We start from the raw sequence: 18,624 nt of genomic DNA, 5'->3' as shown, positions 1-18,624 counted from the left end.
GAAACTCATGCAATATGAATGTAACATCATGGTTTAACCCGCAACATATTGCCTTATAAATGCCAGCATGCTACAATACTGACTGGACGTTCGGTATAGATTATGTATTGGAGTGACGTTATGAACCAGAAACAGCTTCAAAGCGAGCAAACCAAGAAGAAAATTGCGGTAGCGGCACGTGCGCTTTTTGTTCAGAAGGGCTATAAAGCGACTTCGATCGAGGATATTGTGGGAGCCACCGGGAGCAGCAAAGGCAATATCTATTACCACTTCAAAAGCAAGGAGGGCCTGTTTCTTTATCTCATTGAAGAATGGGACCACGAATGGGAATTGAATTGGGAACAAAGTGTGCATTTGTATAGAACAACTACCGAGAAGCTATACGCTGTGGCCGAACAGCTGGCCGCCGATGATTTGAACCATCCGCTCACGAAGGCAGCCGATGAATTTTTCCATAATGAGGAGAAGACGTCTGAGGTCGAATCCAGAATGGCCGAGATGAACGTCAAGCATTTGGCGTTTAATCAAAAGCTTCTGCAAGAAGGAATTGAGAGCGGCGAATTCAAACCGGGTGATGCTGAGCGCCTTGCTGTCGTATTGGAAGCCATCTTCTTCGGTGCAAATCATTTATCGCGAAGCTTGGGGCCCGACATGACAACCATGCTTTATCGCGATGCTGTCACTGTATTTTTAAATGGTATAGCGGAAGAATAAAGAAGCCGGTGATTAATTGAAAAAAATCCGTCTACGCAATTTCCGGGACAAAATATATAACGAATGTTCAGTATAAATGCTGATTTTTATGGAGGCTTTCTTGTATGTCACTGCTGCTTAGAAACCGGGGAGCAATACTGCTTCTCATGCTTAACAACTTCATTATATTTACGGGGATCGGGTTGATCATCCCGATTATGCCAAGTTATATGAACTTGCTTCATATAAATGGGAGCATACTCGGACTGCTGGTTGCGGCCTTTTCGATCACGCAACTTATTTTCTCGCCGATCGCCGGACGGCTTTCCGATTCGATTGGACGCAAAAAGGTCATTCTGACCGGATTGCTGCTCTTTGCCATTTCGGAATGGATGTTTGGCGCCTCCAGCACGCTGCCTTTTTTGTTTTTGGCTAGAATGCTCGGCGGAGTGAGTGCCGCCTTGGTCATGCCTGCCGTTATGGCTTACACGGCCGATGTCACAAGCGAAGAAGAACGGGGCAAAGGGATGGGGTTCATCAATGCAGCCATCACCACGGGCTTTATCATCGGGCCGGGAATCGGTGGCTATCTTGCCGAATATGGCATACGGGTTCCTTTCTACGCTGCCGCTGTCGGAGGTTTGCTTGCGATGGCGGTTTCCGCACTGTTTTTGCGCGAAGTGAAGAAGGAGGGTCAGGCCAAGGAAACTGGTGTAGTACAGCCTGTACAAGCCGGACTGCTGCGTCAGCTTGCTGCCTCTTACCGGGCGCCTTACTTTATCAGCTTAATTGTTGTATTCGTCGCATCCTTTGGACTAGCGAATTTTGAGACGGTGTTTGGGTTGTTTGTCGATCATAAATTCGGTTTTACCCCGAAGGATATCGCATTTATCATAACGTTCGGTTCGATCTGCGGGGCTGTTGTGCAGGTAACGATCTTCGGCTGGATCATTAACCGTTTCGGAGAGAAAAAAATCATTACAATCAGCATTTTAGTGTCTGTTCTTTTTATTATTTTTACGCTGCTGGTGCATACATTTTGGCTCATGGTTGGAGTTACTTTTGTTTTGTTCCTCGCGATGGACATTCTGCGACCGGCCATTGGAACCCAAATGTCCAAGTTCGCCAACGAGCAGCAGGGCTATGTTGCAGGTCTTAATTCCGCCTTTACCAGTCTCGGTAACATTGTGGGGCCAATTATTGCGGGAGCACTGTTTGACTTGAATGTGAACTATCCTTACGTGATGGCAAGTGTCGTATTAATGTTAGGATTCTTCATCTCCTTCAAGTCCAAAGAAACACAGTATGAACTTGAGTCAAGGTCACTTCGATGATCGTGAACATTGCATATGGAACAAGCATGTATAACGAGAGGGTAAACCAATGAATATTATCATTAGGCAAGAAAAAAGGGAAGACGCGAACGAAGTATACCAAATCGTACAAAAAGCATTTGATAAAGCTGATTACTCGGACCATGATGAGCATAATCTGGTAAAAAGGCTTAGAAATTCGACAAAATATATCCCGGAGTTGTCTCTTGTAGCTGAAACCGTGGACAGCATCGTGGGTCATATTCTCTTTACAGAAATAAAAGTCGGTGATCACACGCTGCTTGCCCTTGCACCTGTAGCTGTATTACCGGAAATGCAAAACAAGGGCATCGGGAAGATGCTGATTATGGAAGGTCACAAAATTGCGGCACAGCTTGGTTATAAGGGCTCCGTTGTTTTGGGTCATGATACGTATTATCCGAAGTTTGGTTACAAAAAAGCCAGTCAATATGGTATAAAAGCACCGTTCGAAGTTTCTGACGATAGTTTTATGGCCATTGAGCTTATTGATGATGGTCTTTCAGATGCCAACGGCGTTGTAGAATATGCTAAAGAATTTTTTGAAAAGTAAACGATGAAGAAAATAAGGGGAGTAACTGCTGCGGCAGTTGCTTCCTTTTTTCGTATGGGGGTGGCCCGTAAGCATAAACTCTTCTGTCGGCGGAGGATGTTCCGGGAGACCCGTCGCCATGATTTCAGTCTTAAGAAGGAGGTGAATGATGATACGCTGCGTATAATTAAGTATAGAAAGGAGAGGCGTATCTTTACTAAGAATGGCATCTTTATTAAACAAAATGGAGGTTGAAAGTTTGGGTAGGCACGAAAAAAGCATGAATGCACCAGGCCTGCTTCGCAATCGATTCCTGCAGACGATTTTATTATCAAGCGTGCTTCTGCAGATCGGTATCTGGGTACGTAATTTCGCTATTCTTCTGTATGTTGCGGACAGAACAAACAATGATCCGTACGCCATTTCTCTAATCAGCGTGGCAGAATTCGCACCTATTTTTGTGTTTTCGTTCATCGGAGGTACCTTTGCCGACCGCTGGCGGCCAAAGCGAACGATGATTTGGTGCGATTCATTATCCGCGGTTTCGGTATTCGTAGTGCTTCTGACCATACATTACGGTTCTTGGCAATCCGTCTACCTTGTCGCATTCATCTCGGCTATACTTTCGCAGTTCTCGCAGCCTTCAAGCATGCGATTGTTTAAATATCATGTGCCTGAAGAACAGCTGCAGCAAGGGATGGCTTTATTCCAATCGTTGATGGCCATCTTCATGGTGCTTGGCCCCATGCTTGGCACCTTTGTTTACAGTACGTTTGGCCTTGAAACATCGATCGCTGTAATGGGCGTGGTTTTCCTGCTTTCCGCTCTGGTTCTTATTCGCTTGCCTGAGGATCATATGGAGTCTCAAACGGTCGTTGTAAAAGGGCAGTTCCGCAAAGACTTCATCGAAGGCTTCCGCTATGTTTGGAAAAGCCAAGTGCTGCGCATGCTCGGACTCGCATTTATACTCGCGGGACTCGCGGTTGGCGTGGCCCAAGCTCTTAACCTGTTCATCGTAACGGAGAGGCTGGGCAGAAGCGAGGAGTTCCTGCAATATCTGCTGATGGTGAATGGCGCAGCCATGCTGATCGGCGGTGGGATTGTGGCCGTCTTCGCGAAGCGGGTTCCGCCGCAGCTTCTTCTTGCCATAGGAATGCTGGCAGGCGCGGTCTGCACAGCCATCGTCGGGTATTCGACGAGCGTTCCGGTCACGCTGACTGTACAATTTCTGAATGGGCTTGTTTTCCCTTGCATTCATATCGGGATCAGTACGATGATACTGAAATGGTCGCATGCTTCCATTGTCGGCCGGGTAAATGGGGTTTTGAATCCGATGTTCGTTGGCATGATGGTTATTTCCATGTCTTTTGCTGGCGCATTAAAGGACGCCTTTTCGCTGAGCACGATCTATGGCGGAGCGGGATTATTATTTCTCCTTGGCGCACTGGTCATGGTGCCGATCATGAACCAAAAAGCACCGGAACATGCACATACTGCACAAGAAATATAATAAGTTATCCATAGAATTTTGAAATCTGTGATAATACAGATTGAAGATTGACATGAGAAAAGTCGCCGTTGCATGGCATCGTAAATTCGTGAAACAACACCAAAAAAGCATGAAATTAGTATAGTATTAAACCGGCTTTCATCTGTGAAAGCCGGTTTTTTTATATGGAATAAATCATACATCGATCGCTTGCCAGGATTGTGCCGGATGTTGTTGTGTCCGCTAGATGCCCGGGCGCTCACACTCATGTTTGTTCTATTTTCACCCAGGTTGAGACAGTACAACGAAAAAAAGTCAGGGAGGAAACGACAATTTTCCATCCCTTTTTCACATAAAAATGGTTATGATTAAAAAGCGACTTACAAACATGGTAGAAAATACGGGGGTGGATCATGCAAAAATCCTGGTTTAAACGTCTATTGCTCTCCTATATGCCCATTTTTGTCATAGTGATTACGTTTATATTTTTTGTTTTCTTTCAGCTATTCAGCGAGCAGAGTCGACAGGAGGCACTCAATGCCAATAAAACGCTCTCCTTGCAAGCGATGCGCATGGTAGACACCTCCCTGAAGGTGATCGACAATATGATCGTCCTCGAAAGCATCAACAGCAAGCCTTTGAACGATTTTTTCGTATCATCGCTGACAAGTGATCCCTACATCAATATTCAAGCCGTTCAGAAGCTCAAGGAAATCATTAATTATTATCCCTTGATCGATTCGATTTATCTGGTGAGAAATTCAGACGGCTATGTGCTCAGCGACGCTACGAATGGATACATAAGCTCATACCCGGACCAGAATTTCATCGAGGAATATCAGATATCGAAAACGCCGAAATGGACAGGCGTAAGGACTTTTGAACAATTTAAAATGAAAGGCAGCAAACAGGTCGTCAGCCTGGTTAGAGGGTCGCCTTATATGAAGAATGACCTTGGCATGATTGTAGTCAATGTGGCTGCGGATTCCTTGAACAAACTTACCCGAGATATGTTGGATTCCAAAGTCAGCTTCATCCAGGTCAAGGATGCTTCGGGAGGGCATTTGTTCGGCACCTCCATGGATGTTCAGCCGTCCCAAGTATATTCCCAATATGTCTCAGGCTACACCAATTGGAAATATGACAGCGGTTTGTTGAACAGCAGTTTTGTAAGCGCTGTCTCTTATCTTTATAACCTGTGGTTTATCGTCGGTCTGGTCATGATTGCCATCGGATTCATCTGGATGATTTATGTTTCCAGACGTAATTCCAAGCCGATTGAGGCGATTGCCGCCAGGTTCAGCAGCTACTCGCTTCCGGTGGTCGGCGGAGGTTGGTGGAAGGGGAAACCGGATGAATTTGCTTTCATTGAATCCGCCTTTGACCAGATTTTAGAACAATCCAAGCAGTATCAAGAGAAGTACCGGGAGGATCTCCATGTTCGAACCCGGTATATGTTCCGCCAGTTGATCGAGGGGGACTCGTCTCTGACCGTTTCGGAATGGAAATCGGAAGCCGATCGATTGAACTTGCCGCAACCGCTGGATCAGTTTCGCATCCTCATCATTGAAATCGATAAGTATGGCGACTTCTGTAAAAATTATTCCAAGGTCGATCAGGATTTGTTGAAGTTTACCCTGCGGACCGTCGTGGATGAGATTGCTTCGAAATGGGATTGCCGGCTATGGTCGGAATGGACATCTTCCCCCAACCTGTCGCTCATGCTGTTCGAAGAACGAGATCATGATCGTTTCGAAAACACGATGCTGCTCCGTTTTGCCGAACACATCATCACATGGACCCATCAAAATTTGAAGTTTACGATTACGGTTGGCGCGGGCGGGTCCACGGATCAGCTTGGCGATATTCCGAAGTCGTATAAAGGAGCGATGGAAGCTCTAAAATATAAAATTGTGCTAGGCGAGAACCGATTGATCCAAAGCGAGGATATTTCGAGCCAGGGTATCGCCGAAGTATATACGCATCTGGGAGAAATCCGTTCGATCATACAATCTTTCCGGATGCTTAAGGAGCATTGGAGCGATGATTACGAAAAATGGTTTGAACAGCTAAAGAGTAGCTTTCTGACCAATGACGAAATATTTAGCCTGATGAATTACTTGATCTATTATATAGGCCGCGAAATGTCAGGTATAGGCAAGGAAATTTACAACAGATGGGTGCAGGAAGGTTTGCCGAAGCTGACAGTAAAGGTGGACAATTCTTATTCCTTGGAACAATTGAGACATGAAACCAAGCAGGTGCTTACGGATCAATATGAAATGATGAAGCAGCTTCAGGATGAAAAGCAGTACTCAAGTATCATCAGAGACATATGCAGGCTGATTGAGAGGGATTACGCCAATCCGGATTTGTCGCTCGAGATGCTGGGGGACCGGTTCCATCTCAACGCCAAGTATGTAAGCAAATTATTTAAAGAAAACACCGGCCAAAGGTTTGTTGATTTCTTAATCGATATCCGAATGAAGGAAGCGAAGCGTCTGCTGACAGAAACGAATTATTCCGTGCAGGAGGTTGCAGAACGGGTCGGATACGCTCATGCTATTTCGTTTACGCGCGTATTCAAGAGAACGACAGGGGCTGCCCCGGGCGAATACCGCACGGAACAGAAGGCAAATTAACCGGGTGAAAATGATTCAGCAGTAGAAAATGGTTAAGGCAGCGATCGCGTATCGCTGCTTTTTTAATTGGATCTGACCCTGCGTTCAATACGGTCCCGGCCTACCCGGGCGAGCGCTGATACGTTGATTCTATGGCGCCAAGGCGAAAATGGTTTACCTTATTATTTTTGTTTCTTGTTGTTGGAGGAAGGTGTCGTTTACAATCGGCTTACATTACAAGCACCCGAAAGTTATGAATGAACGGAAGGAGTTAACCAACATGCCAAGACTGATCTCCAAGCTTCAAACCGAGCCAAGCCTGACTCCAAGAAATCCCGTGTCCTCGAAAGCGCCGCCGGACCGGAGTACGGGAAGAACGACAGGAAAAAAAATAAAGCGGCATTGGCAGTTGTATCTTGTTCTGCTGCTGCCCGTCCTTTATTTGATTATTTTCAAATATATACCGATGGCCGGAATTGTAATCGCATTCAAAAATTATAAGGTCATTAAAGGTATCTGGGGCAGCGACTGGGCAGGGCTGAAGTATTTTCACCAGTTCTTCGAGTCGCCGAATTTCTGGCTCTACATCAAAAACACGCTCGGCATCAGTTTTTACGGTTTGATCATAGGCTTTCCTGCCCCTATTTTATTGGCACTGGCGTTGAACGAGATTCGCAATGGTCTTTTCAAAAAGAGCGTGCAGATGGTATCGTATGCCCCTTATTTTATTTCTACGGTCATTATGGTATCGATCATTATCGTCAACCTGACACCAAATGTAGGGATGGTCAGTAAATTTTTCGAGATGATCGGTGTGAGCAATACGAATTTCATGGGCATTCCAGGCCTGTTTAAATCCATCTATGTATGGTCCGACGTTTGGCAGTTTACGGGATATGGTGCGATTATCTACATTGCGGCGCTTTCCGGCGTCAACCCGGAGCTGTATGAATCGGCTAAGGTGGACGGAGCATCCCGCATCCAAAAGATTCTGAATATCGATATTCCAAGCCTCATCCCCGTGTCGGTCATCATGCTGATTCTCAACCTGGGCAACATCATGAAATTAGGCTTCGAAAAAATATATCTGATGCAAAATCCGCTTAATCTAAGCACTTCGGAAGTCATATCCACTTACGTCTATAAGGTTGGTTTGCTCGGGTCCAGCTTCAGCTTCTCGGCGGCGATCGGGCTCTTCAACTCGGTCATCAACCTGATCCTGCTGGTGTCCGTCAATTACATTGCCAGAAAGCTGTCCAGCAATAGCTTGTGGTAGCCATGTCCCGCTTCGCGAACAAATATAAACAAACGAACCTGGAAAGAGAGGAGATCTTATGTCCAAAGGAACCGCTATACGTGAATCGAAAGGCGATCGCCTGTTTGTTTTCTTCATCTATCTGTTTTTGTCACTGGTCCTGGTTATTGTGGCGGTGCCGCTGATTTACATCTTAAGCTCATCCGTCAGTTCGCCCCAAGCCGTCGTATCCGGCAAAGTTTGGCTTTTTCCTGTGGATTTCACGTTGGATGGCTATAAGGCGGTGTTTCATAATCCGCAAATCGGCGTCGGTTATTTGAATTCCCTCTTCTACACCGTCGTCGGCACAGCCGTTAATGTAGCTTTAACGATCATGCTTGCATACCCGCTGTCCAAGAAGACACTTTACGGCCGCCATTTTTTTATGGTTATGCTCGTGATCACCATGATGTTTGACGGGGGGCTGATTCCTTATTATCTCGTCGTTAAAGATCTCCATCTGCTGGATACGCGCTGGGCCATGATTCTGCCGGGAGCGATGGGAGTATTTCAAGTGATCGTTGCAAGAACTTTTTTCCAAACCACGATTCCCGACGAATTGGCGGAAGCCGCGGAGCTGGATGGATGCAGCGATATCCGGTTCATCTTCAGCATCGTCCTGCCGCTTTCCAAACCGATCATTGCGGTCATGACGTTGATGTACGCCGTCGGCCACTGGAACGCTTACTTTGATGCACTGATCTTTTTGCGAAAACCGGACTTGTTCCCGCTTCAAATCATTCTCCGCAATATACTCATTCTGAACACGGTCGATGCATCCATGATGGCGAATGTGAGCCAGGTGCAGGCGCAGCAGGGGCTTAAGGATTTGCTGAAATATTCGCTGATTGTCGTCGCCAGCGCGCCGGTGCTCATCATTTATCCTTTTGTGCAGAAACATTTCGTCAAAGGTGTCATGATCGGTTCGCTGAAAGGCTGACATGAAAAAGCAATAACAGCTTGAAGGAGGTGATGCCGCCCGTTATTCAGATACAATTGAAGTTCGTGGTGGCAAAGGAAAGGGGCTCATCGCCCGGAATTCTGATGATGAATGGGGGAAATGTTCGATGGAAAAAAGCTTTAAGAAAAAAACTTGGCTAGGCACGATCAGCTGTGTGATGATTTGCATGCTGCTTCTGAGCGCCTGCGGAGGAGGCAAATCAGCCGATCCAAATTCTTCCGGTGATCAGGCAAGCAACCAGACTGCTGAAAAGACAGACAACAAGGCTGCAGATGATGATCTGTTTACGCCCGTAGGATCGTATCCGATCGTGTCGAAGCCGATGACCATCAAAATGTTTGCGCCTCAGTTCGCGACGATTGAAAACATGGATACGAACTTATTTACCAAATATCTTGAAGACAAGACGAATATCAAGATCGCTTGGGACCTGGTACCGGATAACGCTTTGAATGACCGGAAGCAATTGATGCTGGCCAGCGGCGATTATCCTGAAGTCATTCTCCACGGAGGCTTGACCAAGGAAGAGCAGATGAAGTATGGGCAGCAGGGCGTTTTTATCCCGCTGAATGATTTGATAGAACAATATGCTCCCAATATTAAGAAAGCCATGCAGGATATCTCTTATATGAAAGCATCGATTACAGCTCCAGACGGTAACATCTACGCTTTGCCGCAGGTCAATGAATGCTATCATTGCGACAATGCGCTCAAAATGTGGATCAATAAAAAATGGCTCGATAAATTAGGTCTGCAAGTTCCAACGACAACCGACGAATTTTATAATGTTCTGAAGGCGTTCAAAGAGAATGATCCGAATGGAAACGGCAAAAAGGATGAAATCCCGCTTACGGGTTCGGACGAAATGTGGGCTGGCAACGTGTCCGCCTTCCTGATGAACTCATTCATCCTTGATGACTACGTGGATAAAGATTCGGGGACGTTCCTCCGCGATGTTGATGGCAAAGTCGACTTTACGGCCAATAAGGAAGAATGGAAACAAGGCCTCATTTATTTGAACAAATTGTACAAAGAGGGATTAATTGATCCGGCAGCCTTCACACAAAATGCCGATGCTGTTCAGCAAATGGCCAACCGTGAACCGGACAACATCATGGGCACGCTTTCGACTGCATTGATCAGTTATGCTTACAGCATGGATGATAAGGCTCCGCGCCATAAGGACTACGTTGCCGTGCCGCCGCTGAAAGGGCCGAATGGCGTGCAGCAAACGCTGAATTTTGCGGGAATCGGAAACTCGCAGTTTGCGATCACGAACAAAGCCACGAAAGAACAGCAGATTGCAGCCATCCGTTTGGCGGATTATCTATATACGGAAGAAGCAATCCTGTTGGAGGAAAACGGTCCCGAAGGCCCAGCGTGGCGGAAGGCCAATCCTGGAGAAATGGATATGAATGGAGAGCAGGCCAAATATACGGCCATTCCCGCAACGGAGAAGAAGCCGACGCATAACGATGGATGGGAGCAGATCGGACCATCACTCAGAACCTATGCTTACCGCGCATCCTGGACATCTCCTCAGGATCCGCTCGCTCCCGATGGATACGGTACCCGCCTGAATCAGGTTTCCAAAGAGTACGAACCGTATCACTCCAAGGAGCAATATCCAAACGGGCTGTTCATTGCGCTTGAAGACGCTGAGATCGCAGCACAAATCAAGACGACGCTTGTTGGCTACGTAAAATCCAATATGGCCCAGTTTATTACGGGCTCCAAAGACATCAATAAAGAATGGGACTCCTATGTGAAAGGGCTGGACGGAATGCAGCTGAGCCAGTACCTGGAAATCTATCAAAAGGCATTGGATGCCAAAAAATAACGAAAATTCCATTCCCCTGCGCAAGAACATTACTTGTGCAGGGGATGATCATTTAACCCCGTGGAAAGCAGGTGTATTTTTCAATGAATGAACTTGCAAAACCATCGCCGCAACAGCTGGCATGGCAGGAAATGGAATTGGGCATGTTTTGCCATTTTGGCATGAACACATATTGCGATCAGGAATGGGGAGAGGGAACGGATTCCCCGGAGCTCTTTCATCCGGAACAGTTTGATGCCCGGCAATGGGCTAGGACGGCGAAACGCGCCGGATTTAAGTATCTGGTATTGACCGCAAAGCATCATGACGGCTTCTGTCTGTGGCCGACGCGAACGACCGATTACTCCGTGATGTCCAGTCCATGGAAAGACGGCAAAGGGGACGTCGTCCGGGAAGTTGCCGATGCCTGCAGGGAGGAAGGGCTTAAGTTCGGATTGTATCTGTCCCCATGGGATCGGCATGAACCTTGCTATCCGAATAAAGAGGCTTACGACGATTTTTACGCCGAGCAGTTAACCGAGCTTCTGACCGGGTATGGACCGCTTGTTGAGATATGGTTCGATGGGGCTGGTTCCCAAGGCAGAGCATATGATTGGCCCCGAATCATCGGCCTGGTGGACAAATATCAGCCGGACGCAATGGTCTTCAATATGGGACGTCCGACGATCCGCTGGGTAGGGAATGAAGACGGCGTTGCTCCTTATCCTTGCTGGAATACGGCAACCACGGCGAGGGAGAGCATGTTCACCAGTGATATGCTGACTTGGATGGAAGGAACTCCAGCCTGGGTACCTGCCGAATGCGATGTTCCGATACGCAAACGTCACTGGTTCTGGCATCCTGACGATGAGGCGAGCTTAAGAAGCCTGGAGGAAGTGGTGGAGCTCTATTACCGTTCGGTTGGACATGGCGCTACGTTGCTCTTGAATGTATCCCCGGACAACCGCGGGCTGCTGCCTGATGTGGATGTGACACGCGTCATCGAACTTGGTGATGAGATCCGCCGCAGATTCGGACATTCTATGGGACAAACGAATGGAGAAGGAAACGAACTGCAGCTGACCTTGGAGCGCATTCAGCCAGTGAATCACGTGGTTATGATGGAGGATATCGCCCAAGGGGAGCGTATTCGCGAGTATGTTCTTGAAGCTTACAGCGAAGGTGATTGGAAAGAGCTTGTACGGGGAAGTGCGATCGGGCATAAAAAAATTGATCGGTTTGAGACTATCGAAACCGATCAATTGCGCGTAACTTTCCTTTCCTCCGTGGAGAAGCCCTTGATCCGCAGTTTGGCTGCATATCTCGTGGAATGAGCATGCCGCCAATAAATGGTATAGCCTATTTTCCTACTAAGGAGAATCTGGGCCGTTCTTCTTTTTTCATGTGTTACAACAAGGGATATCCCAAAGTCATTAAATATCATCGGCAAAGAAACCATTTGGTTTGTCCGAGTTCCTAACGACAGAAAATAAGATGATTTACGAAGACCAAGGATCTAAGCAGCCGATTATTGCTTAGCTCCTTGGTTTTTACGTCCAACGGTGAGTTTCTTGAGACAGATTGACCAATGCAGGGAGCGGGGGAGGGTGATCTGACAACAGAGCTACGATAGCTATGCGAGCTATAGATCGTTATGTTGAACTGGAATAGATGATTGGTTAATAAGAGCTATGATAATGTGAAAATAAGGGTTCCTTCATGTCTGAAGGAGCCCTTATTGTATCTTTCTTGCACACCGAGCGTTCTATATGACCTGTCCGGTTTTATTCCGCCTTCCCTTGAGTTACTCCATGAACGTATGTCTGCCAAGGGGTATCCAGTGCCCCTTGCCCAGGGTTATAGGTGAAGAAATACTCGATGGTATCCCCTTGTTTCACGTTATGGACAGGGTAGGTATAATTACCGTTCGCCGCAGGGGTCATGGCTACGTTCAATTGCACACCGTTATTGACTTTATAATGCAAATCGGCAAAGGTTGCGCCATTGACGTAGAACAACAGATCATCCCCGGTTTTCTTCAATCCCTTTACCTCATCGCCAATGACGATCACGGTGGAAGGAGGAGGTACGACGGTGATCGTGGCGCTGGATGTTTTGTTGCCGTCGGCGGTCGTTGCCGTGACGGTGGTTGTGCCCGGCGTAAGCCCGGTCACGAGGCCACTCTGGCTTACCGAAGCGACTCCGCTATTGGCAGCGGACCATGTTACCTGAGTATTCGTTGCATTGGATGGCGCGACGCTGGCATTCAATTGCGTGGTTTGGCCGACCTCCAGCTGTGCGGCGGCTGGATTCACCGTAACGCCGGTAACCGGTATGTTGCCGGGATTCTGGCCGTTTCCTTCTTTATAGACACGAACATAATCCACTTGCATGGTTGCAGGGATATCGGCCGCATCCGGAGTCCGGCCGCCGTCGAAGTTCCCGCCGACCGCCAGATTCATGATGAGGTAGAACGCCTGGTCGAAAGGCGCGTTCGGATTGTTCGGTGCTGTCGCGGAATACCATTGATCCCGGGTCACTTTAAAGAAGAACTTGCCGTCCACATACCATTTGATGTTGTCCTCTTCCCAGACGACCGAGTATACATGATAGTCGTTTGCGATCGTTTGTCCTTGAGGGAAGTGATACTCGCCCGAAAGATAATGGTTCGCTGGCCAGGTTCCGCCGAAATGAACGGTACCGCTGACCGAGCCAGGCAAACGTCCTCTGGCCTCCATGACGTCGATTTCGCCGGAAGAGGCCCAGACGCCGTATACATTATCTTTCGGCAGCATCCAGAGCGCCGGCCAGATTCCATTGCCTGTAGGCAGCTTGGCACGGAAGTCCACCCGTCCGTATTTGAGCGAAAAATGATCTTTGGTATTGATTTTGCCGGAGGAGTACTGGGCATATCGATTCGGATCTTGCGGGAACGATTTGGGCTCGTTCAAGGCTTTGATATTTAGCTTTCCATCCTGCACAAACACATTTTGCGCATGATCGGTGTAGTACTCGAGTTCCGCATTGCCCCAACCCCATGTATTGGGATCGTCATTAAGATAATATCCTTGTTCATAGCTCCATTTGTTTTGGTCGAGCTGCGTTCCGTTAAATTCATCCTGCCATATGAGATTCATGCCGTTAATGGAAGGATCGCTCGGCGTTCCAAGCGGAATATCCTCCTGGTCGCCGACATCCGGACGGGGAGCATTCGGGTTGCCGATGAAGGTATAAGTGACGAAATTGCTGCCGACATTACCGCCGGCTTGCCCATTCAGCGGATAACCGATGCGGATCTGCATATCCTCTTGAATCGGCTGGAACCACAGCCCATAGATATAATCGGACCAATATCCCCATTGATTGGCGTCGGACATGTTATTGTAGCCGTTCGCCGAATACATGAATCCACTCAGGCCGGAGTTGTCCAAATCCACCCAATTGCCGTTGATCTTAATCTGGTATATGAAATTTCCAAGCTCTGATCCAATCGGCGCACCGCCGTCAATCTTCGGAAGCGGGATGCCGATGGCGCCGCTCTCATTGGCTGTATAAGTCGTTCCATCATAAGGCGTCAGAACATATGAATTTCTTGCGGGCGTATCAAAGTTAATGGTATACACGATGTTGGCCGGAGATGTCTTCGATTGTAGTTTGACGTTGATCGATTCGGTTACGTTAAACCAATAGCCACCGCCGCCATCGGTGAATTGGCCGAAATTTTGATCATAGATCCAGCCGCTTGCCGCATTGTTGTCGATATCGATCCAATTGTTTGTATTAACAGGTTTCACATACACCTTCAAATCATCAGCAACAGCTGCATAGGGGATGGCCGGGTTATTGTTGAAAGTAGGATAGGTGAAGCCGGCACCTCCTGTAAAACTTGCTGTAATTTGTGGACCTTGCGTTGGCGTCATCGCCGTGATGGTTGTTTTGTTGATGTTTTGAAAAACAAGCTGGTATTCCAGTTTGACCCCATTCGTCTTGGAGTACAGCTGAATCTCGGTTGTTGCAGAGAGCGTGAACCAATAGCCTGTAAAACCGCCGTCATTCCAGTGACCCCAGTTCTGGTTATAGACAAAGCTGCCGACGCTGTCGATATCGACCCAGTTGCCGTTTACTTTTACATTGACGCCCAAATCTTGGGCAACATCATTCCAGGTGGCAGAGCCCCCGTTGAAAATAGGCATCACAAACCCGTAACTGGCTTGGCCTACCCCTGATTTCGTGATGACAGGTCCGTCTGCAGCCGAAAAATATGACATCGAGGAGATGGTGGTTCCAGCTGCCGCCTGTACCTTCACAGTTGGCCAGAGGCAGGTACCCGTCAGCATCAAGAGCACCAGCAACAAACTCCATGTCTTTTTCCTAACCAACCTTTTCGTCGTAAAGAATGGCTTCATTTTTTCCCTCCCTGAAAAATATTGGTTCTCCCCAGCTTTAGCAGCATAATAAGAAAGCGCTTACGAAAGGAAGTATCTTCATTCTATCGAATACCTTATTCGGATGAATAGGCGCTATTTTTTGGGTTTTGTCTCATTTTTTCGGATTTATATCAAATGAACTTATGAAAGTAACATTTCTCGGACAACCGTCACAACAATCGGTAGAAGACCAGCGCATGATGGGAATGACTATGATCACATGCCTCGTCAGTCCCCATTTCCGAATGAAATATGGTAAAATTTCGGGGAGAGGTGAAACGCGATGAGCAGAAGATTTATGAAGCCACTAACTTCACCGATTCATTTTCATACCGCAATGCTTGAGGGAACACCGGTAGCTGTTTTTATGGGCCAGGAGATGATCGGAAGTGGAAAGATTGTACAAATTACAAGTTATGTCGTGAAAATCGGCGATGAGTTCTATGTGCGTGAAGCATGCACTTTTAAATATGCGAGCTAAACAGTAGATCAATCGAGTGAACCTGGTGGATTACGCAGAAGACCTGACAAGGTTCAGTTTCAGAGGAATGTACATAGCATGAAGAGAGGAATCTCGGTTCCTAACCAAGGGATCAGCTGGAGAACTTGGAAGGTGCATTTCCTTGGAGCCGGATTATCTGTTCTTTAAGATCGATTTTTTGTGGGAATCCGAGTCTCGTCTAGCGACCGGTTAGAATGAACTTATAGTCATGAATATATTTAACTCAAACAGAGGCAGCCATATAGGACACTTGATGTCCAGGACTGTCTCTGTTTGATGATTCGCTGTCATGGTTTACATTTTTGGCTGATAATTCATCTTAAATCTGTATAGCATTCTTAAGTTCACGTTTCATAAACGGATATCTACAGGTAAAGGTTCATCTTTAAGCGTGATGTATTCTAGGCATGGGCAGCGGTTCTTTGCCAAGTTCGGCCCATACGTATTTGAGCAGCAGCTCCGTCTTTAGCTTTTCATACTCCGGTTCGCTCCAAAGATTGCGGAGTTCGTCAGGGTCGTTGTAAAGATCGAAAATCTCACCATAGGTTTGATTGTAATAGACGGTGATTTTGTAGCGCTTATCCACGTATGTTTTCTGGTGAATGGTCGTCGGTTCATGCCGGAATTCGCATATGACGTGCTGTCTTGCCGCATCTTTGGTACCGAGCCACACCTCCTTTTGATCGACGCCTGTCATGGCGGGCGGAACCGGAATGCCACAGAAGGACAAGAAGGTGGGCGCAAGATCGACCAATGACTGGATGGCATCCGATTGTCTGCCTGCCGGCACCCGCCCCGGATAACGGACAATGAAAGGAAGTTTGATCAGATCCTCGTAGTGAAATCCTCCCTTGGCTTGCAGGCCATGCTGACCGAAGAAGTGACCGTGATCCGTCGTGAAGACGATGATGGTGTCCTCGGCCAGTCCGAGTTCATCGAGTTTGTCGAGGATTCGGCCGATATATTTGTCCATTAGGCTGATCATGCCGTAATAGACGGCGACCAGCTTCTTTTTGTCATGATCCGATAAACGGAATTTGTCGCCATATTCGTAGTAGTGATGGGAACGGTAGCCGTGTATGCCAAACCCAGTCTCCATCAGGTGCGAGAAATCCGGGTTCTCTTCCTGTGTCAGCCCAAAATGAGGGGGATTACGATCATGCTCTCCGGGTACGAGGGATGGAATCGTCAGTTGGTCCGGATCATACATCGTGTCCCATGGCTCCGGAACCAAATACTCTGGATGGGGATCGAAAAAGCTGGCCCATAAAAAGAAATTGTCGCCGGAATTTTTATATTCTTCCAAGCGGGAGTTCGTTCGGTCCGCGATCCAAGCGTTGTAATGATATTTTTCCGGAATGGGCCACTTGTACGTAATCGAAGGGTCCATCGTTCCCGTCGGCGGCAGAAAATAATCCCGCCAATTGTCACAGCCTTGTTTTTCAAGCCATAATGCGTAATGCTGCCCTACATGGGCTTCGTTTGTATGGTTACGCGCAAGTTCGACGTCGTCGAATCCGTAAAAGGGACCTTGGAAATTCCGCCAATATTCCAAATCCTGAAGAATCGGATAGGCTTCGACTGACGGGTACTCCTCGGTGGACTTCAAGGGCTGAAAATGGGCTTTTCCCACCAGCGCAGTCTTATATCCGGCATTCTTAAAGTCCTGGCCCACGGTATGGCGGTCTTCCAAGAGCTGCGTACCCAATGTCCAAGCGCCATGTTGACTTGGATACATGCCCGTAATGATGGAAGCCCGACTCGGCGTACAGGTCGGATTTGGGCAATAAGCCCGGTTGAAAGTTGTCCCCTGATGAACCAGGCGGTCCAGATTCGGGGTAGAAATTTCAGATTGAAAGGCTCCGATCGTATTCCAATGCTGTTGATCGCTCGTAATTAGCAAAATGTTAGGTTTACTCGACAATGTTAATCCCCTCCTTTTATAATACTATTGAATATATAACTATTTTAAAATAGCTTCCTGTTATATATGAGTTGTCATTTTGTTGTGTGTGAATAGAAATAATCGAATAAGCGGAGGGTGAGGAATGCTGCAGGAATATGATTACGAGTTTGCGGATTTTATTTACTATACGCCCGGGGAGCTGGATAAAGAGGGACGCATATGGCCGGTTCGGGGAGGTAGAAGCTTGGCCAAGCCCAACTATAAAGTAGGGCCCAAAAGGATTGAATGTTACAGTCTCCACTTTGTATACGAAGGGATGATCCGGTTTGAATTCGATGGCAAATGGATGGACTTGAAGCAAGGTGATTTATTTTGTCTGTTTCCGGGTCGAACCTATTACTATTACATACTCCCATCGGTTTCACCGCTCCGGATGAGCTGGCTTGCGCTGGATGGCGAAAGGGTCAAGCCCTTATTGGAATTGGCTGGGCTGACTTCGGGCAGTCCGTTTCGGCAAAAAGCAGTTTCCTCCCGTGTCGAGGAATCGGTCGAACATGTGATTGATGCGCTGGCGGGGGAGGAACGATGGAAGCCGGCTGCCACGCTGGAGCTGCAAGGACTTATCTTCAAGCTATTGTCCGGCCTTATCCCCGATACGGCTGTTTCCCCATCGGCAGAACCTTCCGGGTGGATTCATGATTGCTTGGATTTTATGGAGCTTCATGCCACGGAAGGGATATCCGTGCAGCAAGTAGCTGCTTTTGCGGGCGTGCATCGCTCTTATTTCTCCAACATGTTTGCCCATGAGGTAGGAATGCCTCCGCTCAAGTACATTCAGAAAATCCGCATGGACAAGGCCAAAAAACTGCTGCAGGAGACGGACGCAACGGTAACCGAGATCGCACTTTCTCTCGGATATCCCAACTTATATTCGTTCACCAGAGCCTTTAAAATCTATTATCATGTATCTCCGCTGGCCATCCGGAAAGCAAAAAGGGAATAGTTTGTCTAAATCCCATTCTGGGAAG

Annotated in this window: 13 protein-coding genes; 11 read left to right on the top strand and 2 right to left on the bottom strand. The window is 47.5% G+C overall.

What is annotated here, in order from left to right; translation table 11 throughout:
• The first annotated feature begins 120 nt into the window (after positions 1 to 120).
• The 9 genes from GRF59_RS03535 to GRF59_RS03495 all read left to right on the top strand — a co-directional run bounded on the left by GRF59_RS03535 (position 121) and on the right by GRF59_RS03495 (position 12,095).
• Complete coding sequence (locus GRF59_RS03535) at positions 121 to 714, top strand: TetR/AcrR family transcriptional regulator (RefSeq protein ID WP_160496268.1); 594 nt, start codon at positions 121 to 123, stop codon at positions 712 to 714.
• 104 nt (positions 715 to 818) lie between these two features.
• Positions 819 to 2,027 carry an MFS transporter gene (locus GRF59_RS03530; protein WP_160496267.1) on the top strand — a complete coding sequence of 403 codons (1,209 nt, stop codon included), beginning with the start codon at positions 819 to 821 and terminating at the stop codon, positions 2,025 to 2,027.
• Between the two features lie 49 nt (positions 2,028 to 2,076).
• Positions 2,077 to 2,598 (top strand): GNAT family N-acetyltransferase, encoded by a 522-nt coding sequence (locus tag GRF59_RS03525; protein WP_160496266.1) that lies wholly within the window; start codon positions 2,077 to 2,079, stop codon positions 2,596 to 2,598.
• 259 nt (positions 2,599 to 2,857) lie between these two features.
• Positions 2,858 to 4,087 carry an MFS transporter gene (locus GRF59_RS03520; protein WP_237391613.1) on the top strand — a complete coding sequence of 410 codons (1,230 nt, stop codon included), beginning with the start codon at positions 2,858 to 2,860 and terminating at the stop codon, positions 4,085 to 4,087.
• Between the two features lie 392 nt (positions 4,088 to 4,479).
• Positions 4,480 to 6,708 (top strand): helix-turn-helix domain-containing protein, encoded by a 2,229-nt coding sequence (locus tag GRF59_RS03515; protein ID WP_160496265.1) that lies wholly within the window; start codon positions 4,480 to 4,482, stop codon positions 6,706 to 6,708.
• Positions 6,709 to 6,967: 259 nt separating this feature from the next.
• On the top strand, positions 6,968 to 7,963 hold the full coding sequence (locus GRF59_RS03510) for an ABC transporter permease (RefSeq protein ID WP_160496264.1): 996 nt from the start codon (positions 6,968 to 6,970) through the stop codon (positions 7,961 to 7,963).
• Positions 7,964 to 8,021: 58 nt separating this feature from the next.
• Entirely contained in the window at positions 8,022 to 8,921 is a 900-nt protein-coding gene (locus tag GRF59_RS03505; RefSeq protein ID WP_160496263.1) for a carbohydrate ABC transporter permease, read from the top strand.
• A gap of 127 nt (positions 8,922 to 9,048) precedes the next feature.
• Positions 9,049 to 10,782: an ABC transporter substrate-binding protein gene (locus tag GRF59_RS03500; RefSeq protein WP_160496262.1), complete on the top strand. Its 1,734-nt coding sequence runs from the start codon at positions 9,049 to 9,051 to the stop codon at positions 10,780 to 10,782.
• Between the two features lie 83 nt (positions 10,783 to 10,865).
• Positions 10,866 to 12,095 (top strand): alpha-L-fucosidase, encoded by a 1,230-nt coding sequence (locus tag GRF59_RS03495; RefSeq protein ID WP_160496261.1) that lies wholly within the window; start codon positions 10,866 to 10,868, stop codon positions 12,093 to 12,095.
• Positions 12,096 to 12,545: 450 nt separating this feature from the next.
• Here the strand turns inward: GRF59_RS03495 and GRF59_RS03490 are convergent, their stop codons facing one another.
• Positions 12,546 to 15,167 (bottom strand): family 16 glycosylhydrolase, encoded by a 2,622-nt coding sequence (locus GRF59_RS03490; protein ID WP_160496260.1) that lies wholly within the window; start codon positions 15,165 to 15,167, stop codon positions 12,546 to 12,548.
• A gap of 304 nt (positions 15,168 to 15,471) precedes the next feature.
• On the opposite strand from GRF59_RS03490, the gene GRF59_RS03485 reads away from it, so the two are divergent.
• Complete coding sequence (locus tag GRF59_RS03485) at positions 15,472 to 15,669, top strand: hypothetical protein (protein WP_237391612.1); 198 nt, start codon at positions 15,472 to 15,474, stop codon at positions 15,667 to 15,669.
• 406 nt (positions 15,670 to 16,075) lie between these two features.
• On the opposite strand, the gene GRF59_RS03480 is transcribed toward GRF59_RS03485, so the two are convergent.
• Entirely contained in the window at positions 16,076 to 17,614 is a 1,539-nt protein-coding gene (locus tag GRF59_RS03480) for a sulfatase family protein (protein WP_160496259.1), read from the bottom strand.
• A gap of 127 nt (positions 17,615 to 17,741) precedes the next feature.
• On the opposite strand from GRF59_RS03480, the gene GRF59_RS03475 reads away from it, so the two are divergent.
• The gene (locus GRF59_RS03475; RefSeq protein WP_160498099.1) at positions 17,742 to 18,599 is read left to right on the top strand and encodes an AraC family transcriptional regulator; all 858 of its coding nucleotides are present in this window, start codon (positions 17,742 to 17,744) and stop codon (positions 18,597 to 18,599) included.
• Positions 18,600 to 18,624 lie beyond the last annotated feature (25 nt).

The sequence above is a fragment of the Paenibacillus dendrobii genome (assembly GCF_009807035.1).
Classification (GTDB): domain Bacteria; phylum Bacillota; class Bacilli; order Paenibacillales; family Paenibacillaceae; genus Paenibacillus_AQ; species Paenibacillus_AQ dendrobii.
Note: the sequence above shows the minus strand (reverse complement) of the source record. Positions and strands in the feature narration are given on the sequence as shown.

Bases quoted from the DNA above. Each gene is read 5' to 3' on its own strand.
- GRF59_RS03530 (WP_160496267.1), top strand. From the start codon at position 819: ATGTCACTGCTGCTTAGAAACCGGGGAGCAATACTGCTTCTCATGCTT.
- GRF59_RS03505 (WP_160496263.1), top strand. From the start codon at position 8,022: ATGTCCAAAGGAACCGCTATACGTGAATCGAAAGGCGATCGCCTGTTT.
- GRF59_RS03535 (WP_160496268.1), top strand. From the start codon at position 121: ATGAACCAGAAACAGCTTCAAAGCGAGCAAACCAAGAAGAAAATTGCG.
- GRF59_RS03500 (WP_160496262.1), top strand. From the start codon at position 9,049: ATGGAAAAAAGCTTTAAGAAAAAAACTTGGCTAGGCACGATCAGCTGT.
- GRF59_RS03510 (WP_160496264.1), top strand. From the start codon at position 6,968: ATGCCAAGACTGATCTCCAAGCTTCAAACCGAGCCAAGCCTGACTCCA.
- GRF59_RS03515 (WP_160496265.1), top strand. From the start codon at position 4,480: ATGCAAAAATCCTGGTTTAAACGTCTATTGCTCTCCTATATGCCCATT.
- GRF59_RS03525 (WP_160496266.1), top strand. From the start codon at position 2,077: ATGAATATTATCATTAGGCAAGAAAAAAGGGAAGACGCGAACGAAGTA.
- GRF59_RS03490 (WP_160496260.1), bottom strand. From the start codon at position 15,167: ATGAAGCCATTCTTTACGACGAAAAGGTTGGTTAGGAAAAAGACATGG.
- GRF59_RS03520 (WP_237391613.1), top strand. From the start codon at position 2,858: ATGAATGCACCAGGCCTGCTTCGCAATCGATTCCTGCAGACGATTTTA.
- GRF59_RS03495 (WP_160496261.1), top strand. From the start codon at position 10,866: ATGAATGAACTTGCAAAACCATCGCCGCAACAGCTGGCATGGCAGGAA.
- GRF59_RS03485 (WP_237391612.1), top strand. From the start codon at position 15,472: ATGAGCAGAAGATTTATGAAGCCACTAACTTCACCGATTCATTTTCAT.